Annotated in this window: 15 protein-coding genes; 9 read left to right on the plus strand and 6 right to left on the minus strand. The window is 59.1% G+C overall.

Translation table 11 applies throughout. From position 1 onward, the window contains the following. Positions 1-306 precede the first annotated feature (306 nt). The 4 genes from I6I71_RS05420 to I6I71_RS05435 are packed head-to-tail and all read left to right on the plus strand — an operon-like array spanning position 307 to position 3,222. Entirely contained in the window at positions 307-879 is a 573-nt protein-coding gene (locus I6I71_RS05420; protein WP_236587415.1) for a PH domain-containing protein, read from the plus strand. Continuing rightward, the gene (locus I6I71_RS05425) at positions 876-2,378 is read left to right on the plus strand and encodes a PH domain-containing protein (protein WP_201822859.1); all 1,503 of its coding nucleotides are present in this window, start codon (positions 876-878) and stop codon (positions 2,376-2,378) included. The genes I6I71_RS05420 and I6I71_RS05425 overlap by 4 nt, the downstream gene beginning before the upstream one ends. Further along, complete coding sequence (locus I6I71_RS05430; RefSeq protein ID WP_201822862.1) at positions 2,266-2,946, plus strand: MOSC domain-containing protein; 681 nt, start codon at positions 2,266-2,268, stop codon at positions 2,944-2,946. Before I6I71_RS05425 ends, I6I71_RS05430 begins: the two co-directional genes overlap by 113 nt. Before the next feature lie 9 nt (positions 2,947-2,955). Then, positions 2,956-3,222, plus strand: a complete 267-nt coding sequence (locus I6I71_RS05435; protein ID WP_083439787.1) for an AbrB/MazE/SpoVT family DNA-binding domain-containing protein — start codon at positions 2,956-2,958, stop codon at positions 3,220-3,222. A 160-nt stretch (positions 3,223-3,382) separates the two neighbouring features. Here I6I71_RS05435 and I6I71_RS12060 read toward each other — a convergent pair whose 3' ends face one another. From I6I71_RS12060 to I6I71_RS05450, 3 genes are all read right to left on the minus strand, one after another. After that, positions 3,383-3,511 (minus strand): ATP-binding protein, encoded by a 129-nt coding sequence (locus I6I71_RS12060; RefSeq protein WP_236587416.1) that lies wholly within the window; start codon positions 3,509-3,511, stop codon positions 3,383-3,385. A gap of 376 nt (positions 3,512-3,887) precedes the next feature. Then, positions 3,888-4,211: a hypothetical protein gene (locus tag I6I71_RS05445; RefSeq protein ID WP_052205293.1), complete on the minus strand. Its 324-nt coding sequence runs from the start codon at positions 4,209-4,211 to the stop codon at positions 3,888-3,890. Positions 4,212-4,740: 529 nt separating this feature from the next. Then, positions 4,741-5,214, minus strand: coding sequence for a tRNA (cytidine(34)-2'-O)-methyltransferase (locus I6I71_RS05450; protein WP_052206448.1), 474 nt, complete (start codon positions 5,212-5,214; stop codon positions 4,741-4,743). Between the two features lie 35 nt (positions 5,215-5,249). Between I6I71_RS05450 and I6I71_RS05455 the strand changes: the two genes are divergently transcribed. Continuing rightward, complete coding sequence (locus I6I71_RS05455) at positions 5,250-6,107, plus strand: bifunctional methylenetetrahydrofolate dehydrogenase/methenyltetrahydrofolate cyclohydrolase (RefSeq protein ID WP_101733892.1); 858 nt, start codon at positions 5,250-5,252, stop codon at positions 6,105-6,107. A gap of 7 nt (positions 6,108-6,114) precedes the next feature. Further along, positions 6,115-6,435, plus strand: coding sequence for a DUF3017 domain-containing protein (locus I6I71_RS05460; RefSeq protein WP_232305692.1), 321 nt, complete (start codon positions 6,115-6,117; stop codon positions 6,433-6,435). A gap of 14 nt (positions 6,436-6,449) precedes the next feature. Here the strand turns inward: I6I71_RS05460 and metX are convergent, their stop codons facing one another. After that, on the minus strand, positions 6,450-7,586 hold the full coding sequence (gene metX / locus I6I71_RS05465; protein ID WP_201822876.1) for a homoserine O-acetyltransferase MetX: 1,137 nt from the start codon (positions 7,584-7,586) through the stop codon (positions 6,450-6,452). After that, positions 7,587-8,918 carry an O-acetylhomoserine/O-acetylserine sulfhydrylase gene (locus I6I71_RS05470; protein ID WP_201822879.1) on the minus strand — a complete coding sequence of 444 codons (1,332 nt, stop codon included), beginning with the start codon at positions 8,916-8,918 and terminating at the stop codon, positions 7,587-7,589. 204 nt (positions 8,919-9,122) lie between these two features. On the opposite strand from I6I71_RS05470, the gene ppc reads away from it, so the two are divergent. After that, on the plus strand, positions 9,123-11,771 hold the full coding sequence (gene ppc, locus I6I71_RS05475) for a phosphoenolpyruvate carboxylase (protein ID WP_236587417.1): 2,649 nt from the start codon (positions 9,123-9,125) through the stop codon (positions 11,769-11,771). 147 nt (positions 11,772-11,918) lie between these two features. Here the strand turns inward: ppc and I6I71_RS05480 are convergent, their stop codons facing one another. Then, positions 11,919-13,397, minus strand: a complete 1,479-nt coding sequence (locus tag I6I71_RS05480; RefSeq protein ID WP_201822885.1) for an ATP-binding protein — start codon at positions 13,395-13,397, stop codon at positions 11,919-11,921. Positions 13,398-13,829: 432 nt separating this feature from the next. Between I6I71_RS05480 and I6I71_RS05485 the strand changes: the two genes are divergently transcribed. Beyond that, positions 13,830-15,818 carry a hypothetical protein gene (locus I6I71_RS05485; protein ID WP_201822888.1) on the plus strand — a complete coding sequence of 663 codons (1,989 nt, stop codon included), beginning with the start codon at positions 13,830-13,832 and terminating at the stop codon, positions 15,816-15,818. Then, on the plus strand, positions 15,815-16,429 hold the full coding sequence (ccmA, locus tag I6I71_RS05490; RefSeq protein WP_201822890.1) for a heme ABC exporter ATP-binding protein CcmA: 615 nt from the start codon (positions 15,815-15,817) through the stop codon (positions 16,427-16,429). Before I6I71_RS05485 ends, ccmA begins: the two co-directional genes overlap by 4 nt. The last annotated feature ends 170 nt before the right edge of the window (positions 16,430-16,599 follow it).

Consider the following 16,599-nt stretch of genomic DNA (forward strand, 5'->3'; position numbering starts at 1 on the left):
GCGCGTTGCTAGTTGCAGGTCATATTTTGGCGTACTCAACTGACAAGGGCGGAGATGCCCTTTATTTAAAGGCTCTCCTAACGACATAGAATCAGCGTAGCCATCGATATCTGTCAGATATTTGATATAATGAGTCAATCCGCTGTCGATGGTTCGGCAGCGAAGAAGGAGACGGACCGCTAGGTTGACAGTTCCCTTTGAAGCGGGCACTTCGGTGTCCGCTTTTATTTTGATAATGTCTCTTAAGCCCATCACCCGCTCTCCGCGGCTCCTGAACTCGACGCTGCGGCTGGTAGCGTAATCGCCATGTCAGACGTGCCAACTGGGACCACAAACCCTCAACCAGCCACCGAACCCACCGAACTCACAGACCCCGCCGAACCCACGCAAAGCGCCGTGCGGACGTTGCCCACGTCCGTGGAGTCGATGAACCGGGTGTCGCCGAAGCTGGCGTGGCCGAAGATGGTGGGCAACTTCATGTCCATGGTGTTGCTGTGCGGCATTTTGTACTTGTGCTGGCTGCGTTGGGACGGCCTGGTGTTCCTCATCCCACTGTGCGTCTTTGGCGTCTTTTTCATCTGGCAGTTCTTCCTGATCCCGTTCCAGGTGCGCAACATGGGCTGGCTGGAAACGGAAGATGAGCTGATCTTGAGCACCGGTAAGTGGTTTCACACCATCACGGTGATTCCGTACGGACGTATCCAGTTTGTGGACGTGGAATCTGGCCCGGTTGGCCGCGCGCTGGGGCTGAAAGAGCTGAAGGTGCACACGGCGTCGAACTCGTCGAATTCGGAGTTGCCGGGGCTGCTCGCCGCTGACGCGGATGCGCTGCGTGACCGCCTTGCGGTGAAGGCTCGTGAACGGATGAGCGGCCTGTGAGCAGCTCCGAAGGAACCACAAAGCCCAAGAAATCCCTGGCAGCCGGTATGGAGGGCTACCGGCCGGTGCATCGTTTAACGCCGCTTCTTCGCGTATGGACGTTCGGCGTTGCCCTTGTCACCATCGCCCTGTTCAACTTCACCAAGCCGGTATTTCGCTGGTTGAAGGAAGAAAACGTTGGCGTTATCGAAGTGGCGTGGGCGCTCGGCGGGCTGGTGGCGGCCCTGCTGGTGATCTTTGGGATTTCGCAGATCTGGTGGCGTCGCAGTGGCTTCAAGCTTGATAACGAAGCGGTGGAAACCCGCCGCGGCGTGCTCACCAACGAGGTCCGCACTGTGCGATACGACCGCATGCAAGCAGTAGACGTGGTGGAGTCGTTTGCGCCGAGGTTGGCCGGGTTGGCGTCGGTACGCATCGAAGCTGCAGGTAGCGCCTCGGCTGGCTTGGACATTATGTACCTGCCGCTTGAAGAGGCCGAGGAGGTGCGCAGGGAGATCCTGCGCCACATCAGGGCGACGCAGCCGGATAGCAAGATTGGCAGAAAGGTCAGCGGGGAAGACGGGGACGATGGGGACGGCAGCCGCGAGCTGGTGCCGCCGATTCCCATCCAGCGCTCCCTGGTTGGTACGGCATTTCAGATGTCCGCACTGATCACCCTGGCGTGGGCGGTGGTGCCGATCATGACAGACCTGACCATGGCCGCAATTTTGCCTGTGGCCATTGGTTTCTTGCCGCGGATTTGGCGCACGATTGACCAGTCGTGGCGCTTTACCTCTTCCACCGACGGCAACATGTTCTACCTCACCTACGGCCTGGCCAATAGGCGAAGCCAGTCGGTGCCGCGCGACCGCGTACACGCAGTCCAGGTGCGCCAGCCCATGTTCTGGCGTCTCTTCGGCTGGTGGACGGTCTCCGTCGTGGTGGCGGGCTATGGCTCGGAGGGAAACAAATCCACTGGCACCTCGAAGCTTTTGCCGATTGGCACCTGGCAGCAGGCGCGCGATGTTGTGGACGCGTTGGGGCCTTTGACTTTCGACGAGTTGATCGACCTCAGCAACGTCGATTACCGCTCACCGCGTAACGCACGTTGGGTTTCGCCCATTGACTGGAAACGCCAAACGGTCAAGGTGCGTCCAGGTGTTGTGGCCGTGACCGCAGGCACGATCGGGCGTTGGTACCAGATGGTTGAGACCCCGCACATTCAGGAACTCAGCTTTGAACGTGGCGTGATCCAGCGCCGCCTCGGACTGGCCGGCGTGGACTTGGATCTGGTGCCGGGTGCGTTCTCCATGTCTTGCCGGGACATGCGTGTTGAAGATGCCATTGAACTGGTAAACACGCTGCGGGCACGCGAGCTGCCACCGATGCAGCCTGTAGCCTTGCCGCATGACAGTGAATTATCCGGTGAAGACCCCGGTAGAGACCCCGGCAGTGCTCTCGACGAACATAGCGAAGCCGCAACCAGACCCAGGTGGCCAGAACAGGCGCAGCGGGATTGAGAAGGTTGTCGCGGATGAAATCGTGGTGACTATCCCCGGCCCGGATTACGGTGACGGCTCCGGCGTAGTCGGCGACCATGTTGGGGACATGAAACACCACGGCGGCCAGCAAAAGGCCATCTACGCGTACTCGCGTGAATGCCTAGACAGCTGGGAGCGTGAACTCGGCCGCAGCCTGCCCAATGGCATGTTCGGCGAAAACCTCACCACCAGCGGCATCGTGTGGGCCAACGTGCTGTTGAACCAGCGTTTCCGTATCGGTGAGGTGGAGCTGGAAGTCAGCGTGCCGCGCAGCCCGTGCCGCACGTTCGCCGCATGGATGGGGGAGCCGGGCTGGGTTCGACGCTTCGCCGAATCCGGTGACTGTGGCTGCTACTTCCGCGTCAACCAAGAAGGCGTTATCCGCCCCGGCGACGCAATCGAGGCACTAGACACCCCGGAGCACGGGTTCACCATGGGCGAAGCCTTCGCGGCCTGGATGGGGGACGCAGACTTGGCTCGGCGCATGTGGGAACTGAACATCCTGCCGCCGCTGTATCAGGAGCGCTACGGCAAACGCTTTGGGTAGCGTGATGCCATGAAGGTGAGAATTGATTCCGAGGGGCGAGTACGTATTCCCAAAGCCATAAGGGAGGCTGTCGGACTCGTACCAGGTTCTACTGTCGAGATCACGGAATATGGCGGGGGCATAACCATCCTGCCAGGTGGACCGACAGCCGCAATCGAAGAAGGTCCGAATGGCTTCTCGGTAGCACGTGGTTCCACAGCCTTGACTGAGGAGGAAATCACAGTCCTTATTTGTTATGACCACGGGTTTAGTAACGCCGTGGTGAGTAACCGGTAACGCCCGGGTGAGTTTCGAGTAACACTCGGGCGTGGACCAGGGTCAGCTACTGGGTGTTGGTCTCTAGGCGCATGTTCGGTCCTTCCAACGTGATGATCTCAGCGCCAACGACAAGTCGGTTGAGGATCGACTCAGCGATGACAGCATCGGGGATGGATTTTTACCACTCATCGAGTGTGAACTGAGAAGTCACAATTGTTGATCCCCGGTGTTCGCGCTCAGCAAGAATGTTGAGCAGCTGGTGTGCTGTTGCAGCTTCGATCGGCGTTGTTGGAAAGTCATCAAGCACCAGGACGCTTCAGTACAACTTCGACGAACCTGTGGTTGGGCATCGCTGTCAATGTCACGAATTACCTGCCAAAGCGAGGCTATCCGATCATCGTTCACTGAAACAGGACTCGCTGCCTGCAATGAGGGGCGTTCGCTTGCCAAAATCCGCGACGGATTAAACAAAAGTCCCATAGCAGTAGTAATAGCAAGCAAAAACGCGACGGTTTTCTTCCTCACTGCCACAGTTTTTAGCTCTCCCTTATGGCTGCTCAATCCATCGGATGGAACTTTCCAAATTAGAAAGCACAGTGTTGTAACCTTTATCAAACCTTAGCACTGTGCTTCGTCATCATCAACAGCTCAAGTAAAAGCTAGAGATAGCACAAATCATTTGCTTAATCACTGTTTTGAATAGACCTCTTCTCATGAAGAAAAAGAAGAACAAAAAGAAGAACTGCACTAGCTATACCTAGCAACGCAGCGTAAAAGAGGTCTTCTGGACTAAAATACGCTAACCAGATTAATAGAAAAGGAACGGCAATCATGAGGATTGAAGCCCTTTCTGCCTTGGACGATGCTTTGAAAGGAATCCTGGACACGATCATAAACGAGACCAGCAGAAGAACAGGGATGAGTGCAAACCATAATTCTCCCAAAGTTACGAAGTAGAGAAATACTCCAAAAAGCAGTGAGACCGTTGCTGTTCGCCAAACTTTCATAATGGCTTCCTTACCTCTATGGCATCTGCAATGCTTAAATCACCACCAAGGACTCTTAACGCCTTGCACCCCCGCAAACCCGCTCTTTGGCACCATTACAACCAAACATAGCGATAAGCCCGAGGATACCAGCGCAAGCAAGACCTCCAATACCGGTAGTTCCTAGAAGCGCACAGGCGATCGCCCCCCGGTGCCACCACCGACAGCACACAAGGATTCGACAGAGCGAATGCAGGCATCATAAGCAGTGCCATATTGAAGACTAGGCTGCTCGTACTGGGTACGGGTAATATTTCCAGACTGATCAACTGCACCTTGAGGTTACCCTCGTTTAGTGGACACCCAACTTGTACGGATGTTGTGTCCACTTAGATCCATGCTTAAGCAGCTTACGACGGACTGATTGCCATTACTGCTGTCGAGAATGGGGGCACGTTAGCAAGCTTGGATCTGCGGGCAGTGGATACTTACTTTGGTTTGGGGCTGTGGTTGAGCTAATTCCAAGCTGACCAAATCGCTTTCTGCCTGCTTACACGCCGCCGGCGAAACCGTGCTGACGCCAGGCCTCAAACAGGGCGATGGATGCACTGTTGGTCAGGTTCATGGAGCGGCGGCTAGGTAGCATGGGGATGCGCACGCGGTCGGTGACCAGCGGATGGTGGGAGTGCTCGTAGGGCAAGCCGGTGGGTTCGGTGCCGAAGAGCAGCGCGTCGCCTTCGACGTATTCCACCTCGTGAAAGTAGCGGGTGGCTTGGGTGGTGAAGGCGTAGGTGTGGGGAGCGTTGAGCGTCGATAAGCAAGAGCCCAAATCGGGATGAATCTGCACATCCGCAAGATCATGGTAGTCCAGCCCGGCGCGCTTGAGATGCTTGTCATCAAAGTTGAAACCGAGCGGCTCCACAAGGTGCAGGGTGGCGCCCGTGTTTGCGGCCAGGCGGATCGCGTTGCCGGTGTTGCCGGGGATCACGGGGTTGTCAAAAATAATGTGAAACACCTGGCTCAGCCTAGCCACTTGCCTGCACTGGTTAGGATAGGACCGTGACTGCGATCAAACTGGACGGCAAACTCTACCGCGAGGAGATTTTCGCGGACCTGAAAACCCGCGTGGAGCGCCTGAAGAGCGACCACGGCATTACCCCGGGCTTGGCCACCGTGCTTGTGGGCGATGACCCGGCCAGCCAGAACTACGTGCGGATGAAGCACAAGGACTGCGAAGAGCTGGGCATTGCTTCCATCATGAAGGAGCTGCCGGGTGACTGCACGCAGGAAGAGCTTGAGAAGCTTATTAGCGAGCTGAATAACGACCCAGCCGTTACCGGCTACATCGTCCAGCTTCCGCTGCCGAAGCACCTGGATGAAAACCGTGTCCTGGAGCTGATCGACCCGGATAAGGACGCGGACGGCCTGCACCCGGTGAACCTGGGCAAGCTGGTGCTGGGTGAGCCAGCACCACTGCCGTGCACCCCGAACGGCACCATCAAGCTACTGGAGCGCTTCGGCGTGGACCTCAACGGCGCGATTGTGTGCGTGGTGGGCCGCGGCGTGACCGTGGGGCGCCCGATCTCGCTGATGCTGACCACCCGCGGCGTCAACGCCACCGCAGTGCTCTGCCACACCGGCACCAAGGACCTGGCTGCGGAGACGCGCCGGGCAGACGTGGTGATTGCGGCTGCCGGTAAGCCGCACATGATCACCGCGGACATGATCAAGGAAGGTGCCGCGCTTGTGGATGTCGGCGTGTCCCGCGTCGACGGCAAGACTGTTGGTGACCTGCACCCGGACGTATGGGAGAAGGCCGGTTGGGTCTCTCCGAACCCGGGTGGAGTGGGCCCGATGACGCGTACCTTCTTGGTGCGCAACATTGTGGAGCGCGCGGAGCGCCAAGCCGGGGTGTAGTGGCGTTTTGGCCAGTCAGCTGGATAACCCCCACGACATTGGTAACGCGCCGTCGGCACTCCCGCGGCGTGTGCAGTGGGCAATGACGGCGCTGTTTCTCGCAGGCTTTGTGGCCTCCGGGTTGTTCGCAGCGACCGAGCACTGGCGCCGCGCCACCTTCACGCTGGGTGCGGCAATGCTGTGGCTGACAGTGGTGCGCCTAACGTGCGATTCTCAGGTTATCGGCTTGCTGGCTGTGCGCTCCCGGCGTTTCGACGCCTTGTTTACCACCGCCCTCGGGGCCGCCATGATGTGGCTGGCGTGGTCGGTGGACGCGCTGGGGTCCTAAGCGCTCGGGCCTAGCTAGATATCGTAGGCGCCGTGGGCGACGGCCATGTCGCGTGCAGAAGGCGTTTCTTCCGTCAGCGCGATGAAGTGTCGCAGGATGCGGTCCATTTGGCGTGCTTCTACAAGGAAGGCGTCGTGGCCGACGGGGGAAGACAGCTTTGACATTGCCAGGAGGTTGCCCAGGTTGCGGGAGATGTGTTCCTGCTGGTGGTAGGGGTACAAAATGTCCGTGTCCACGCCGACGATCATGGTTGGCACCGTCGACGAGGCCAGTGCCTTGTTCAGCCCGCCTCGCCCGCGGCCGACGTCGTGGCGGTTTAAGGCTTCGGTAAGTGTGACGTAGCAGGCGGCGTCGAAACGCTGAGTGAGCTTTCTGCCTTGGTGCTCCAGGTAGGACTGGACGGCAAAGCGGTGGTCGTCGGTACGAAAAGCCCCAAGGGGGTTTTCTCCGGGCTGGGCGCTGGTACCAAAGCGTTCGTCGATCTCCATCTCGCCGCGGTAGGTCAGGTGCGCCACGCGTCGTGCGGCAGCAAGCCCCGCGTCGGGGGAGCGGCCGGTGCCGTGGTAGTTGCCGCCCTGCCAGTTAGGGTCGTGCGTAATCGAGGTGATCTGCGCAGTCTGAATGCCAATCTGCCACGCACTTGCGCGCGCGGATACCGCGAGCACCAGCGCGTAATCCACCTGCTCCGGGAACATCAGCGTCCACTCTAGGACGCGGGCGCCGCCCATGGAGCCGCCAACGATGGCGTGCACGCGGGAGATGCCAAGCGCTTCAAAAAACGCTTGCTCCGCATGCACCATGTCGCGGATAGAGATCGCCGGAAAGCGAGATCCCCACACCCCGCCGTCGGGGTGCTGGCTTGCAGGGCCGGTCGAGCCGTAGCAAGAACCCAAAGCATTCGTGCAGATCACGCACCACTTGTCTGTGTCCAGTGCCTTGCCTGGGCCGACGGCTTCGCACCACCAGTCGGTGGCATCCGAATCGCCGGTGAGAGCGTGCTCCACAACGATGATGTTGTTTTTGCCGTGAGGGTCTCCGCGGAACTCACCCCACCGCTGGTACGCAATCTGCACGTCAGCGATTGTGGCGCCGGCTTCGGTGGTGACATCTCCGATGCCGACGGTTGTAATCTCGCCTTCCGGGCCGAGCATTTAGACCGCCGCGAAGCCGCGCTCGAGGTCTGCGATGATGTCTGCAACATCCTCGATGCCCACTGACAAACGCACCGTTGCCTGCGTAATGCCAGCGCGCGCAAGGCCTGCGGCATCCGACTGGGAGTGCGTGGTGGAGGCCGGGTGGACAACTAGTGAGCGCACGTCACCAATATTGGCCACGTTGGAGTGCAGCTTCAGCGCGTCAATGAAGCGCCATGCCGCCGCGCGGTCGTCTGGGTCGCCCGCAACATCAAAACTGAGCACCGAGCCGGTGTAGGCCAGCCCCAGCTTCTCCTTCGTTGCCTTGTACGGGGAGTCATCCAGGCCGGCATAGTTGACCTTGGCTACCTTGTCATGGCCTGCGAGGAACTCTGCCACCTTCTTGGCGTTCGCATTATGCTTCTCGACGCGCAACGCCAACGTATCAATACCCTGCAGCGCAACCCACGCGTTGAATGGGGAGATCGCAGCACCCGTGTCACGCAGGATACCGGCGCGGGCGCGCAGTGCGAATGCCGGAGCGCCGAGGTCGGCGTACTTCAGGCCGTGGTACGCGGGATCCGGGGTGGTGAACAGCGGGAAGACGTCCTTGCCGTCGCGCTGGACGGTCCAGTCGAACTTGCCGCCGTCTACGATCGCGCCACCGATGGCGGCGCCGTTGCCGGTGTAGAACTTCGTGGTGGACAGCACCACAATGTCTGCTCCCAGCTCAAGCGGGCGCACGACCGCAGCGGTAGCCATGGTGTTATCCACAATTAGCGGCACCTGGTTGTTGTGCGCGACATCCGCAATAGCTGGGATGTCCAGCACGTCTGCGATCGGGTTGCCGAAGGTTTCGCCGTAAAACGCCTTCGTGTTCGGCTGCACGGCGGCCTGCCAGCTTTCCGGGTCATCCGGGTTGTCTACAAACGTGAATGCAATGCCCAGCTTCGGCAGCGTGTGCTGGAACAAGGTTTCCGTGCCGCCGTAGAGGCGCGGAGAAGTGACAATGTGGTCGCCCGCCTGGGCAAGGGTAAGAATCGCCGCGGTTTCGGCAGCCATGCCGGAGCCGAATGCGGTTGCCGCAACGCCGCCCTCAAGAGAGGCCAGGCGGTCTTCCAGCGCCTGCTGGGTCGGGTTGGTAATGCGGGTGTAGATCGGGCCCGCGTCCGAGAGGTTAAAACGGTTCTCCGCATGCTGTGCGTCGTCGAAGACATAGCTGGTGGTCATGTAAATCGGCTGGTTGCGTGCCGCGAAGTCTTGGTCCAGCTGCTGGCCGGCGTGGATGGCGCGGGTGCCAAAAGACCACTCGTTTGCGTTGGAATTGTCGTAGCTTTGCTTCGTTGTCATGCAGGACAATGTAGCCCGCTTTGTCTGGCAATGTGTACCAAGCTGTCTATCTTGCGAGTTGAGGGCGTGAATAAAAATCATGCAAATAGCCCAGCTCGCGATAGTGCACCCTCCGTTCCCGAGACAGTCGATGTGGGCTGGGATACGTTAACTAGAACGCATTGTCCGCCCGCCTTTATCGCGCCTGAGTTGAAAGAAGCCTCCGTGTCTGACCAGCCCGCCGATCATGTCCGCGAAGATATCCGACTTTTAGGCCGAGTGCTCGGCCGCGTGCTTGCTCAGCAGGAAGGCCAAGAGATCTTCGACTTGGTCGAATCCACCCGCCGTCTCGCCTTCGACATCGCCCACGGTGACGCCGCCCCGGAGGACCTGCTCGCAGTCTTTCGTGACATGGACATCACCAAGATGAACCTTGTCGCGCGCGCCTTTAGCCACTTCGCGCTGCTGACCAACCTGGTTGAGGATCTGGACGACGAGAAGGCGGCCGCACCGGTTTCGCTGCGCACCAGCTTCGCGCACCTGAAGGAAAACGGCGTGGACGCCGACAAGGTCGCCGAGCTCATCGCCGGCGCGCAAGTCTCCCCAGTGCTCACCGCACACCCAACAGAGACACGCCGTCGCACGGTCTTTGACACTCAGACCCACATCAAGCGCCTGCTGAGTGAACTCCACGCCGGTGCGGACCCAGCCGCCATCGAGCGCGAGATGGAGCTGCGCATGACCCTGATGTGGCAGACCGCGTTAATCCGCATCGCGCGCCCGCGTCTTGAGGACGAAATCGACGTGGGCCTGCGCTACTACAAACTCTCCCTGCTTGAGCAGATCCCGGCGATTAACCGCGCAATCCGCTACGAGCTTCGCGACACCTTTGACCGCGACCTTGCCCTCACCCCCGTGATGCGCCCCGGTTCCTGGATCGGCGGCGATCATGACGGCAACCCGTACGTCAACGCCGAAACGCTCACGTACGCCACCCGCCAGGCTGCCGATACTGTACTTGCCCACTACATCGATGAGCTGGGGGAGTTGGAGCGCGAGCTGTCCCTTTCAGACCGCTACTCCACCTGCTCGGAGGAGCTTTCCAAGCTTGCGGACGCCGCAAACAACACCGCCGAGTCCCGCGTCGATGAGCCCTACCGCCGCGCCATTTACGGCATCCGCCACCGCGTCGCCGCTACGCGTGATGTGCTCGCCGGCTCGGCGGGTTCGGGCTCGCCTTACGCGGATCCCGGCGAGCTGCTCGCCGACTTGGATGTGATCGACGCCTCCCTGCGCGCCCACGGCGGCGCGATTATTGCCAACGACCGGCTGAACCGCCTGCGCTCCGCCGTGACCACCTTCGGTTTCCACCTGTACACCCTTGACCTGCGCCAAAACTCCGAATCCTTCGAAAAGGTCGTGGCCGAGGTGCTTGGCGTGGCCGGCGTGTGCGAGGACTACACCGCACTTTCGGAGGATCAGCGCGTAGAGGTGCTGGTCAAGGAACTGCGCACCCCGCGCCCGCTGCTGCGTGCAGAGGCCCAGCTTAGCGACGTCACACGCAAAGAAATGGGCATCCTCACCGCCGCCGCTCGCGCCGTTCAGGACTTGGGCCAGGGTGCGATCACGCAGTGCATCATCGCCATGACCGGGACCGTCTCCGACATTTTGGAGCCGATGGTCCTGCTTAAAGAGGTCGGCCTGAGTGGCGTTAACGTCGTCCCGCTGTTTGAAACCATCGAGGACCTCGCGCACGGCGCCGACATCCTCGAAGACCTTTGGTCGCTGCCGTTCTACCGCGAACACCTTCGTGCCCGCGGCGATGTCCAGGAGGTCATGCTCGGCTACTCCGACTCCAACAAGGATGGCGGCTACCTGCAGGCGAACTGGGCTCTTTACGACGCCGAACTCGCCCTCGTCGACCTCTGCAACCGACACGGCATCCGCCTCCGGCTCGCACACGGCCGCGGCGGGGCAGTCGGCCGCGGCGGCGGGCCCACGTATGACGCCATCCTCGCTCAGCCCAAGGGTGCCGTCGCCGGCTCCATTCGAATCACCGAGCAGGGCGAGATCATCTCCGCCAAGTACGGCTCGCCAGAGACCGCGCGCCGCCACCTTGAGGCCTTCGTGGCCGGCGCCCTTGAGGCGTCCCTGTTGGATACTGAACCGATCGCGGACCCGACCCGCGCCTACGACATCATGCGTACGCTTGCCGCCTACTCCGGCGAAAAGTACAAGGAGCTGATCGGCGACCCAGGCTTTATCGACTACTTCACCCAGTCCACCCCGCTGCACGAGATCGGAGAGCTCAACCTCGGCTCCCGGCCAGCCTCTCGCAAGCAGACCACCGCGATTTCTGATCTGCGCGCCATCCCCTGGGTCCTGTCCTGGGCGCAGTCGCGTACCAACGTGCCGGGCTGGTTCGGCGTCGGCACCGCGGTCGAGCGCTGGGCAGGCGAGAGCGAAGAGCGCTGGGAGGACCTTCGCGAGCTATACCGCGACTGGCCCTTCTTCCGCTCCGTGATGTCCAACATGGCCCAGGTCATGGCCAAGGCGGAGATGTCGCTGGCCCGTCTCTATGCCGACCTGGTGGAGGACCGCGAGGTAGCCGAGCGCACCTACACGCTTATCGTCGACGAGTTCGAGCGCACCAAGCAGGTCTACTTCCGCATCACCGGCCATACGGACCTGGTTGCCGAAAACCAGCGTCAGGCCCGCTCCCTGAAGCGCCGCTACCCCTACCTGCTGCCGCTCAACGCAGTCCAGCTGGAGCTGCTGCGCCGCTACCGCGCCGGCGACGAGGCATTCCTCGTCCCGAAGACTATCCAGGTCACCATGAACGGGCTGGCCACCGCGCTGCGCAACGCGGGGTAGGTTTCTGCGGCTGGGGCGCTGGGTAGATGCCTTGCAACCCGCTTCAGAAGCAAGAAAGAGGCAAGAAAACGTTTCTCCAGGTAGGAGCGTTTTTGGGGCGGTTTTCGGGCTGTTTAGGCACCTTTTCCCGGTTACGAAGCAAGAAACCTACTCGGCCCAGAAAGGGACATAGCGGCGGTTGCGAGTTCCCGCGTTCGGGTCGTGGAGCCGGATGAGGCCTTCATCCACCGTGGCGTTAATGAGACGGGTTGCCTGGGCGGTCTGCGTATCCCTGAGACCGAAGCGACTTCGCACCGATGCATTCGTGACGGCGCGATTATCCAGAAAGCCAAGACACGCATGCTGGTAAACAGCTTCGATCTTTTCATCTGTAGTCATCAGCTTGAACGGACGGTAGGCGCTCAGCGTGACGGTGGTTGTGCCATTTGATCGAATGAGCGCCGGCGGAAAGTGCTCTGCCTCCAGCGATGCAACAATCTTGTCCCAACCGCTTCCACGTTGCTCGACGAAGTGTGCCAGGCGAAGCGCTTCGCCGAGGCATGGATTGCGAGTTGTAGAAGCTGAGTCAATAAAACGCTGGGGATCGACCAACGGGGTTCCAGGGTTGGTCACTTCGACACGATCACTGAAAACTTCAACGGTTAAGTATTGACCGCGCTGCTCCAGGTCCTGGTGCATGAGCGCATTCGCAAACACTTCGCGAAATGCCACCGTAGGTAGCAGCGGGGTTTCAACTCGGCGTCCGCTTGAATCGATGGTCTCCCCACCAGGCCTCACTGTGTTCACCAAGGTGACAATCTTGCTAAACGACGTGGCGTATCCCTCGTCAAAGTCCCACTCCCGTTGCAGCTGTTTCCTCGACGTGTCGTCGAAATGCATCACGCGTGGGGCCAAGCCGGCGAGCTGTGGGAAGTCTTTGAGGGAGCGCGCGTACATCAGTGCGGACCAAGCGGGAATGCACCAGCCCGATTCGTGGGAATATGTAATCGCTTCCGCCGCTCGCATTGTGTCGATGAGCGCACTGCCAACATTGTGTGGCAGTTCCGGCCGGTTGTTAAAGAAGGCGTCGGAAGAGAGAAGGTCGGTGATTTCTTCTGGTTCGAGGCCTTCCGCGGCATTGCTGGTTTCAAACTCGAACTGGTTGAGCTTTCTCCACAACTCGCGTTCGCGATCTGGGAAGTCCATCAGGTTCTTGGTGTAAGTGCCCTGTCGGAAGTAACGAGTTCCGTCGTAGGCGTAAGGGGCCGAGAGCGCAGCCGGAATCCGGAGGAATACCACAGTTTTGCCTTCGATTGTGACCGCCTCGAAGGAGAGTGTTGGCGTGGGGGAGACTACACGCTGCAGCCACGGGAAAAGGTCTTCGTTGCCCTTGCCTTTCGCGGTCTCCCATTGGAACGAAGTGCCCACGATTTCATGAGCGTCACTTACGCCCCAGATCAGGTAGCCTGCTGGTTCATCATGAAGGCGTGCCGAATTGCCCAGCGCACTCACGTATTTGGCGATTTCCGGGCCGGTCGTGGCGCTGTTTTCCTTAAACTCCAGCCAGGGGAGTTCCGCAGGCAAAGCGAGGAACCGTTTAATCCTGGCAATGAGTTGAGGCTCCGGCGTGGAATTAAGTGGCGACATGCCTCAAGTATCCCCCAGAAGCAAGAAAGAGGCAAGAAAACGTTTCCGCAGGCAGTGAAGGTTTTGTGGGTGTTCTGGGGTGGTTTTGGAACCATTTTCCGGTTACGAAGCAAGAAAACGGCCCCGGCCGCCGCGATCACAACCATGGGCGAGCTGCCGTCGCTACGCCGCGCCAGGAAAGCCCCAGGCTGGCCCGGCAAGGTGATGTATTATGAGGTAAATCACAAAATAGGGTTATCTGCTAGCGGTAAAGTAAATCTGACCCCGATAATTGCGATATGGCGGAAGCCCCCGCCGCTGAACATCTACTGATGGGAGGGGCCATGGAAGTCTCAGTCAGAAAGAGGCTGCGTAAGCAGGAACGTGTGGTCACGCGCCACTGCTCCGCGCAAGGGGCTGGGCAATGAGTCCTTCTACCGCCATCGCTAGAGCATGTCTCGTCTGAAATCAGGCCTATTGGCCGTGGGGATATTCGCCACGGCCATTCTGGCGACTACCGTGGCTTTCCTCGGCGCGACGCTCTACTCAACGATCGATGGTCACCTGGGTGAGTACGGGGTAGAGGTGGAATCAGATCGCACCGCTTCGGAGCGTACGAGTTTCTATTCTGAGCTGGCTGACTTTGCGCGAAGCAATGACTTCGATATCGCGATTAACTACTCGTCGCTCGCTGTCTCAGGTGGTGAGCAGCGAGTCTACTCATCTTCGCTTCCGCCTGACGGCGGTCGGGTGGAACGGCCGCGCTTTGAACGCGGGGAAGTTGACATACTTTATCCGCTGGAAGACTTTCCATACTCTGATCCGAGGCAACTTCTCCATATCAAAGGGTCTGCGACGGACGAGCAGCACTTGCTGCGGTGGTTAGATGAGCAGGGGCTTGAAGCGGTGCCTCTTACCAGGTATTTCACGGAGATCTTTGCATCTTCGACTATCCCTATTCTGCTGATCTTGTCTGTGCTCCTGTGCCTGGTTCTCAGCGCAGGCCATGTTCTTGCCCGCTCACGTGAGGTCGGTGTGCATCGACTGCTTGGACTCAGCGTCGCGGAAACGACCCGTATTGAAATTCAGCGGCAAAGATTTGCGCTTACGATCGTCTACCTCGGAGGTCCACTGCTTGTTGCTGGCCTTCTCTATGCCTACAACGGGTGGGCGGAGAGCTGGGTATTTTGGAGAATGTATTTCACGATCAGCGTGATTCTGTCTGCGTGTTTGCTCGTTGGTTACCTGGGCGGGCAGTTTCTGGTTCGCAGGACATCGATACCTCAATCCATCAAGGGCAAGATTCACGCGCGGCCAATTCTCTATTCCCTGACCGTCGTCCGCGGCGTGACCCTGGTTGCTGCGCTTAGTGTGGTTGCAACCTTGGTTGGGTTTTCTGCGGAACTCGAGGCGCGTCACCGCTTGCAGGGGGCGTGGGATGCGCACCGTGGGCCGCAAGAGTTGGCGTTGAACGTCAACACGGCCTTCGAAGACTGGTCAGATACAGAGACCGCAGCGCCATTCCGGGTTGCCGATAAAGCGGGAGACGTACTCCTCGTTGACCCTTATTGGATTACATGGCCCGTGCAATTGGAAGCACCAGTTCTATTAGTGAACCAGGAATTCGCGCGACAGGCGGGAGTGTCGATGTTGGATGGTGCTGTAGTGACGGTCTGCTCGCCGGGAGAGTTGTCTGTGCACTCGAGAAACGTGATCGAGGATTCGCTCGAGTTCGAGGCTGGCTATGCCAATGAACCAGCGCCCGACATAGAGTGGCGGGACGGTTGCAGCTTAGGCTCGGTATTCACCTATGACGTTAACTACCGTCCGCAAGTTGATAACCCGATTCTCGTCATCCTTCCGCGTGGCCTCGCCCCGTTGGGGGACCACAACTTGATGTCAAAGGTATCCCAGCAAGTCCTTCTCACTGCCTCCCCTGATGTGCCTTCGCAAATGTTGAAGGGTGCAACTGGGAATACGCTTGCTTTCTTCAGGCCGCGCGAGGACTCATGGCACGCGAGCATTCGCGCCGCCGAGCAGAATGTGGCTCTGTGGGGGCTGAATGGCCTTGCATCAGTCCTGCTTGTGACGGTCTTGGTCGGAGCCACGATCTTGACTTTTCGTGTTACTTACCGGCGCAAAATCCACGTTGCCTATGTTTGTGGGCAAAGCCCTTGGTGGGTTGCAAAAGAAGCAGTAGCTATCGAAGTTGCATTCTTCCTAGCCACGATTGGTTGGCTGCTTTATAAGGTTCGCGATCATTGGATTCAATCCGAGAGCCGCGTACCGTCAACCTGGAGTATCGGGTTTGAAAATCAATGGACACCATCCACCATTTTCGCAGTAGTAGGTTTCGGCGCAGTATGGTTCGTGGTTTCTGTGGGGTTGATGCTCAAAGCTGCGTCACAGTGGGATGCTAGAGGAGGTACGGAACCGCAATGACAATTCAGGTAAACGAAGTATCCTGCGCATTTGGCGAGCGGACGGTTTTGCAAGATTTCACAGCTACGTTTAGGGCAGGTCGAATCACGGCGCTCACAGGGCCCTCCGGCAGCGGCAAGACAACCTTGCTCAATATGTTAGGTGGGTTGACTACGCCGGATTCGGGGACGATCGATTTCGAGGGTCTCGACATCGCATCTATGAATTCGCGCGCACGTCGCAAATTTCGGCGAGCAAACGTCGGATATCTGTTTCAGGACTATGGTTTGGTCTCTGATCTTTCTGTAATCGAGAACATCAAGATCGCTGTTCCCCGCATCTCTCGCGAAACAATGGAAGCGGCCTTGAATGAAGTCGGACTTGGTGGATCCGAAAAGCGAACGGTGAGTGAGCTTTCTGGTGGTGAACAACAACGCATCGCTTTGGTAAGGCTCATTCTCGCGCAGCCGAAAATAGTGTTAGCAGATGAGCCAACCGGGGCCCTCGATAAAGCAAATGCACAACTTGTCCTTAAGCATCTACGCCATTTTGCTCAGGAAGGCGCAGTAGTCGTCGTAGCCACCCACTCTGCGTTTATCGCCAATAATTCAGATGAGGTAGTGGAGCTCTGATGTAGCGGAAAAATATAGCTGAGATCGAGCGTCACCCCTGTACTTGTCGGATGTGCAGTCGTTTGGTGTCGCGTAGGCAGCACCTAGCGACTACTGACTACGGGAGGGGTGGCGTTTGGGGAGGGAAGGCGAGACTGGGCTACGAAGTCCATATTCATAACCCCTGGACC

The organism is Corynebacterium riegelii (assembly GCF_016728505.1).
Classification (GTDB): domain Bacteria; phylum Actinomycetota; class Actinomycetes; order Mycobacteriales; family Mycobacteriaceae; genus Corynebacterium; species Corynebacterium riegelii.

Coding starts and splice junctions, on each gene's coding strand:
- I6I71_RS05435 (WP_083439787.1), top strand. CDS start 2,956: ATGAAGGTGAGAATTGATTCCGAGGGGCGAGTACGTATTCCCAAAGCC.
- I6I71_RS05485 (WP_201822888.1), top strand. CDS start 13,830: ATGTCTCGTCTGAAATCAGGCCTATTGGCCGTGGGGATATTCGCCACG.
- I6I71_RS05480 (WP_201822885.1), bottom strand. CDS start 13,397: ATGTCGCCACTTAATTCCACGCCGGAGCCTCAACTCATTGCCAGGATT.
- metX (WP_201822876.1), bottom strand. CDS start 7,586: ATGCTCGGCCCGGAAGGCGAGATTACAACCGTCGGCATCGGAGATGTC.
- I6I71_RS05470 (WP_201822879.1), bottom strand. CDS start 8,918: ATGACAACGAAGCAAAGCTACGACAATTCCAACGCAAACGAGTGGTCT.
- I6I71_RS05445 (WP_052205293.1), bottom strand. CDS start 4,211: ATGAAAGTTTGGCGAACAGCAACGGTCTCACTGCTTTTTGGAGTATTT.
- ccmA (WP_201822890.1), top strand. CDS start 15,815: ATGACAATTCAGGTAAACGAAGTATCCTGCGCATTTGGCGAGCGGACG.
- I6I71_RS05430 (WP_201822862.1), top strand. CDS start 2,266: ATGACAGTGAATTATCCGGTGAAGACCCCGGTAGAGACCCCGGCAGTG.
- I6I71_RS05420 (WP_236587415.1), top strand. CDS start 307: ATGTCAGACGTGCCAACTGGGACCACAAACCCTCAACCAGCCACCGAA.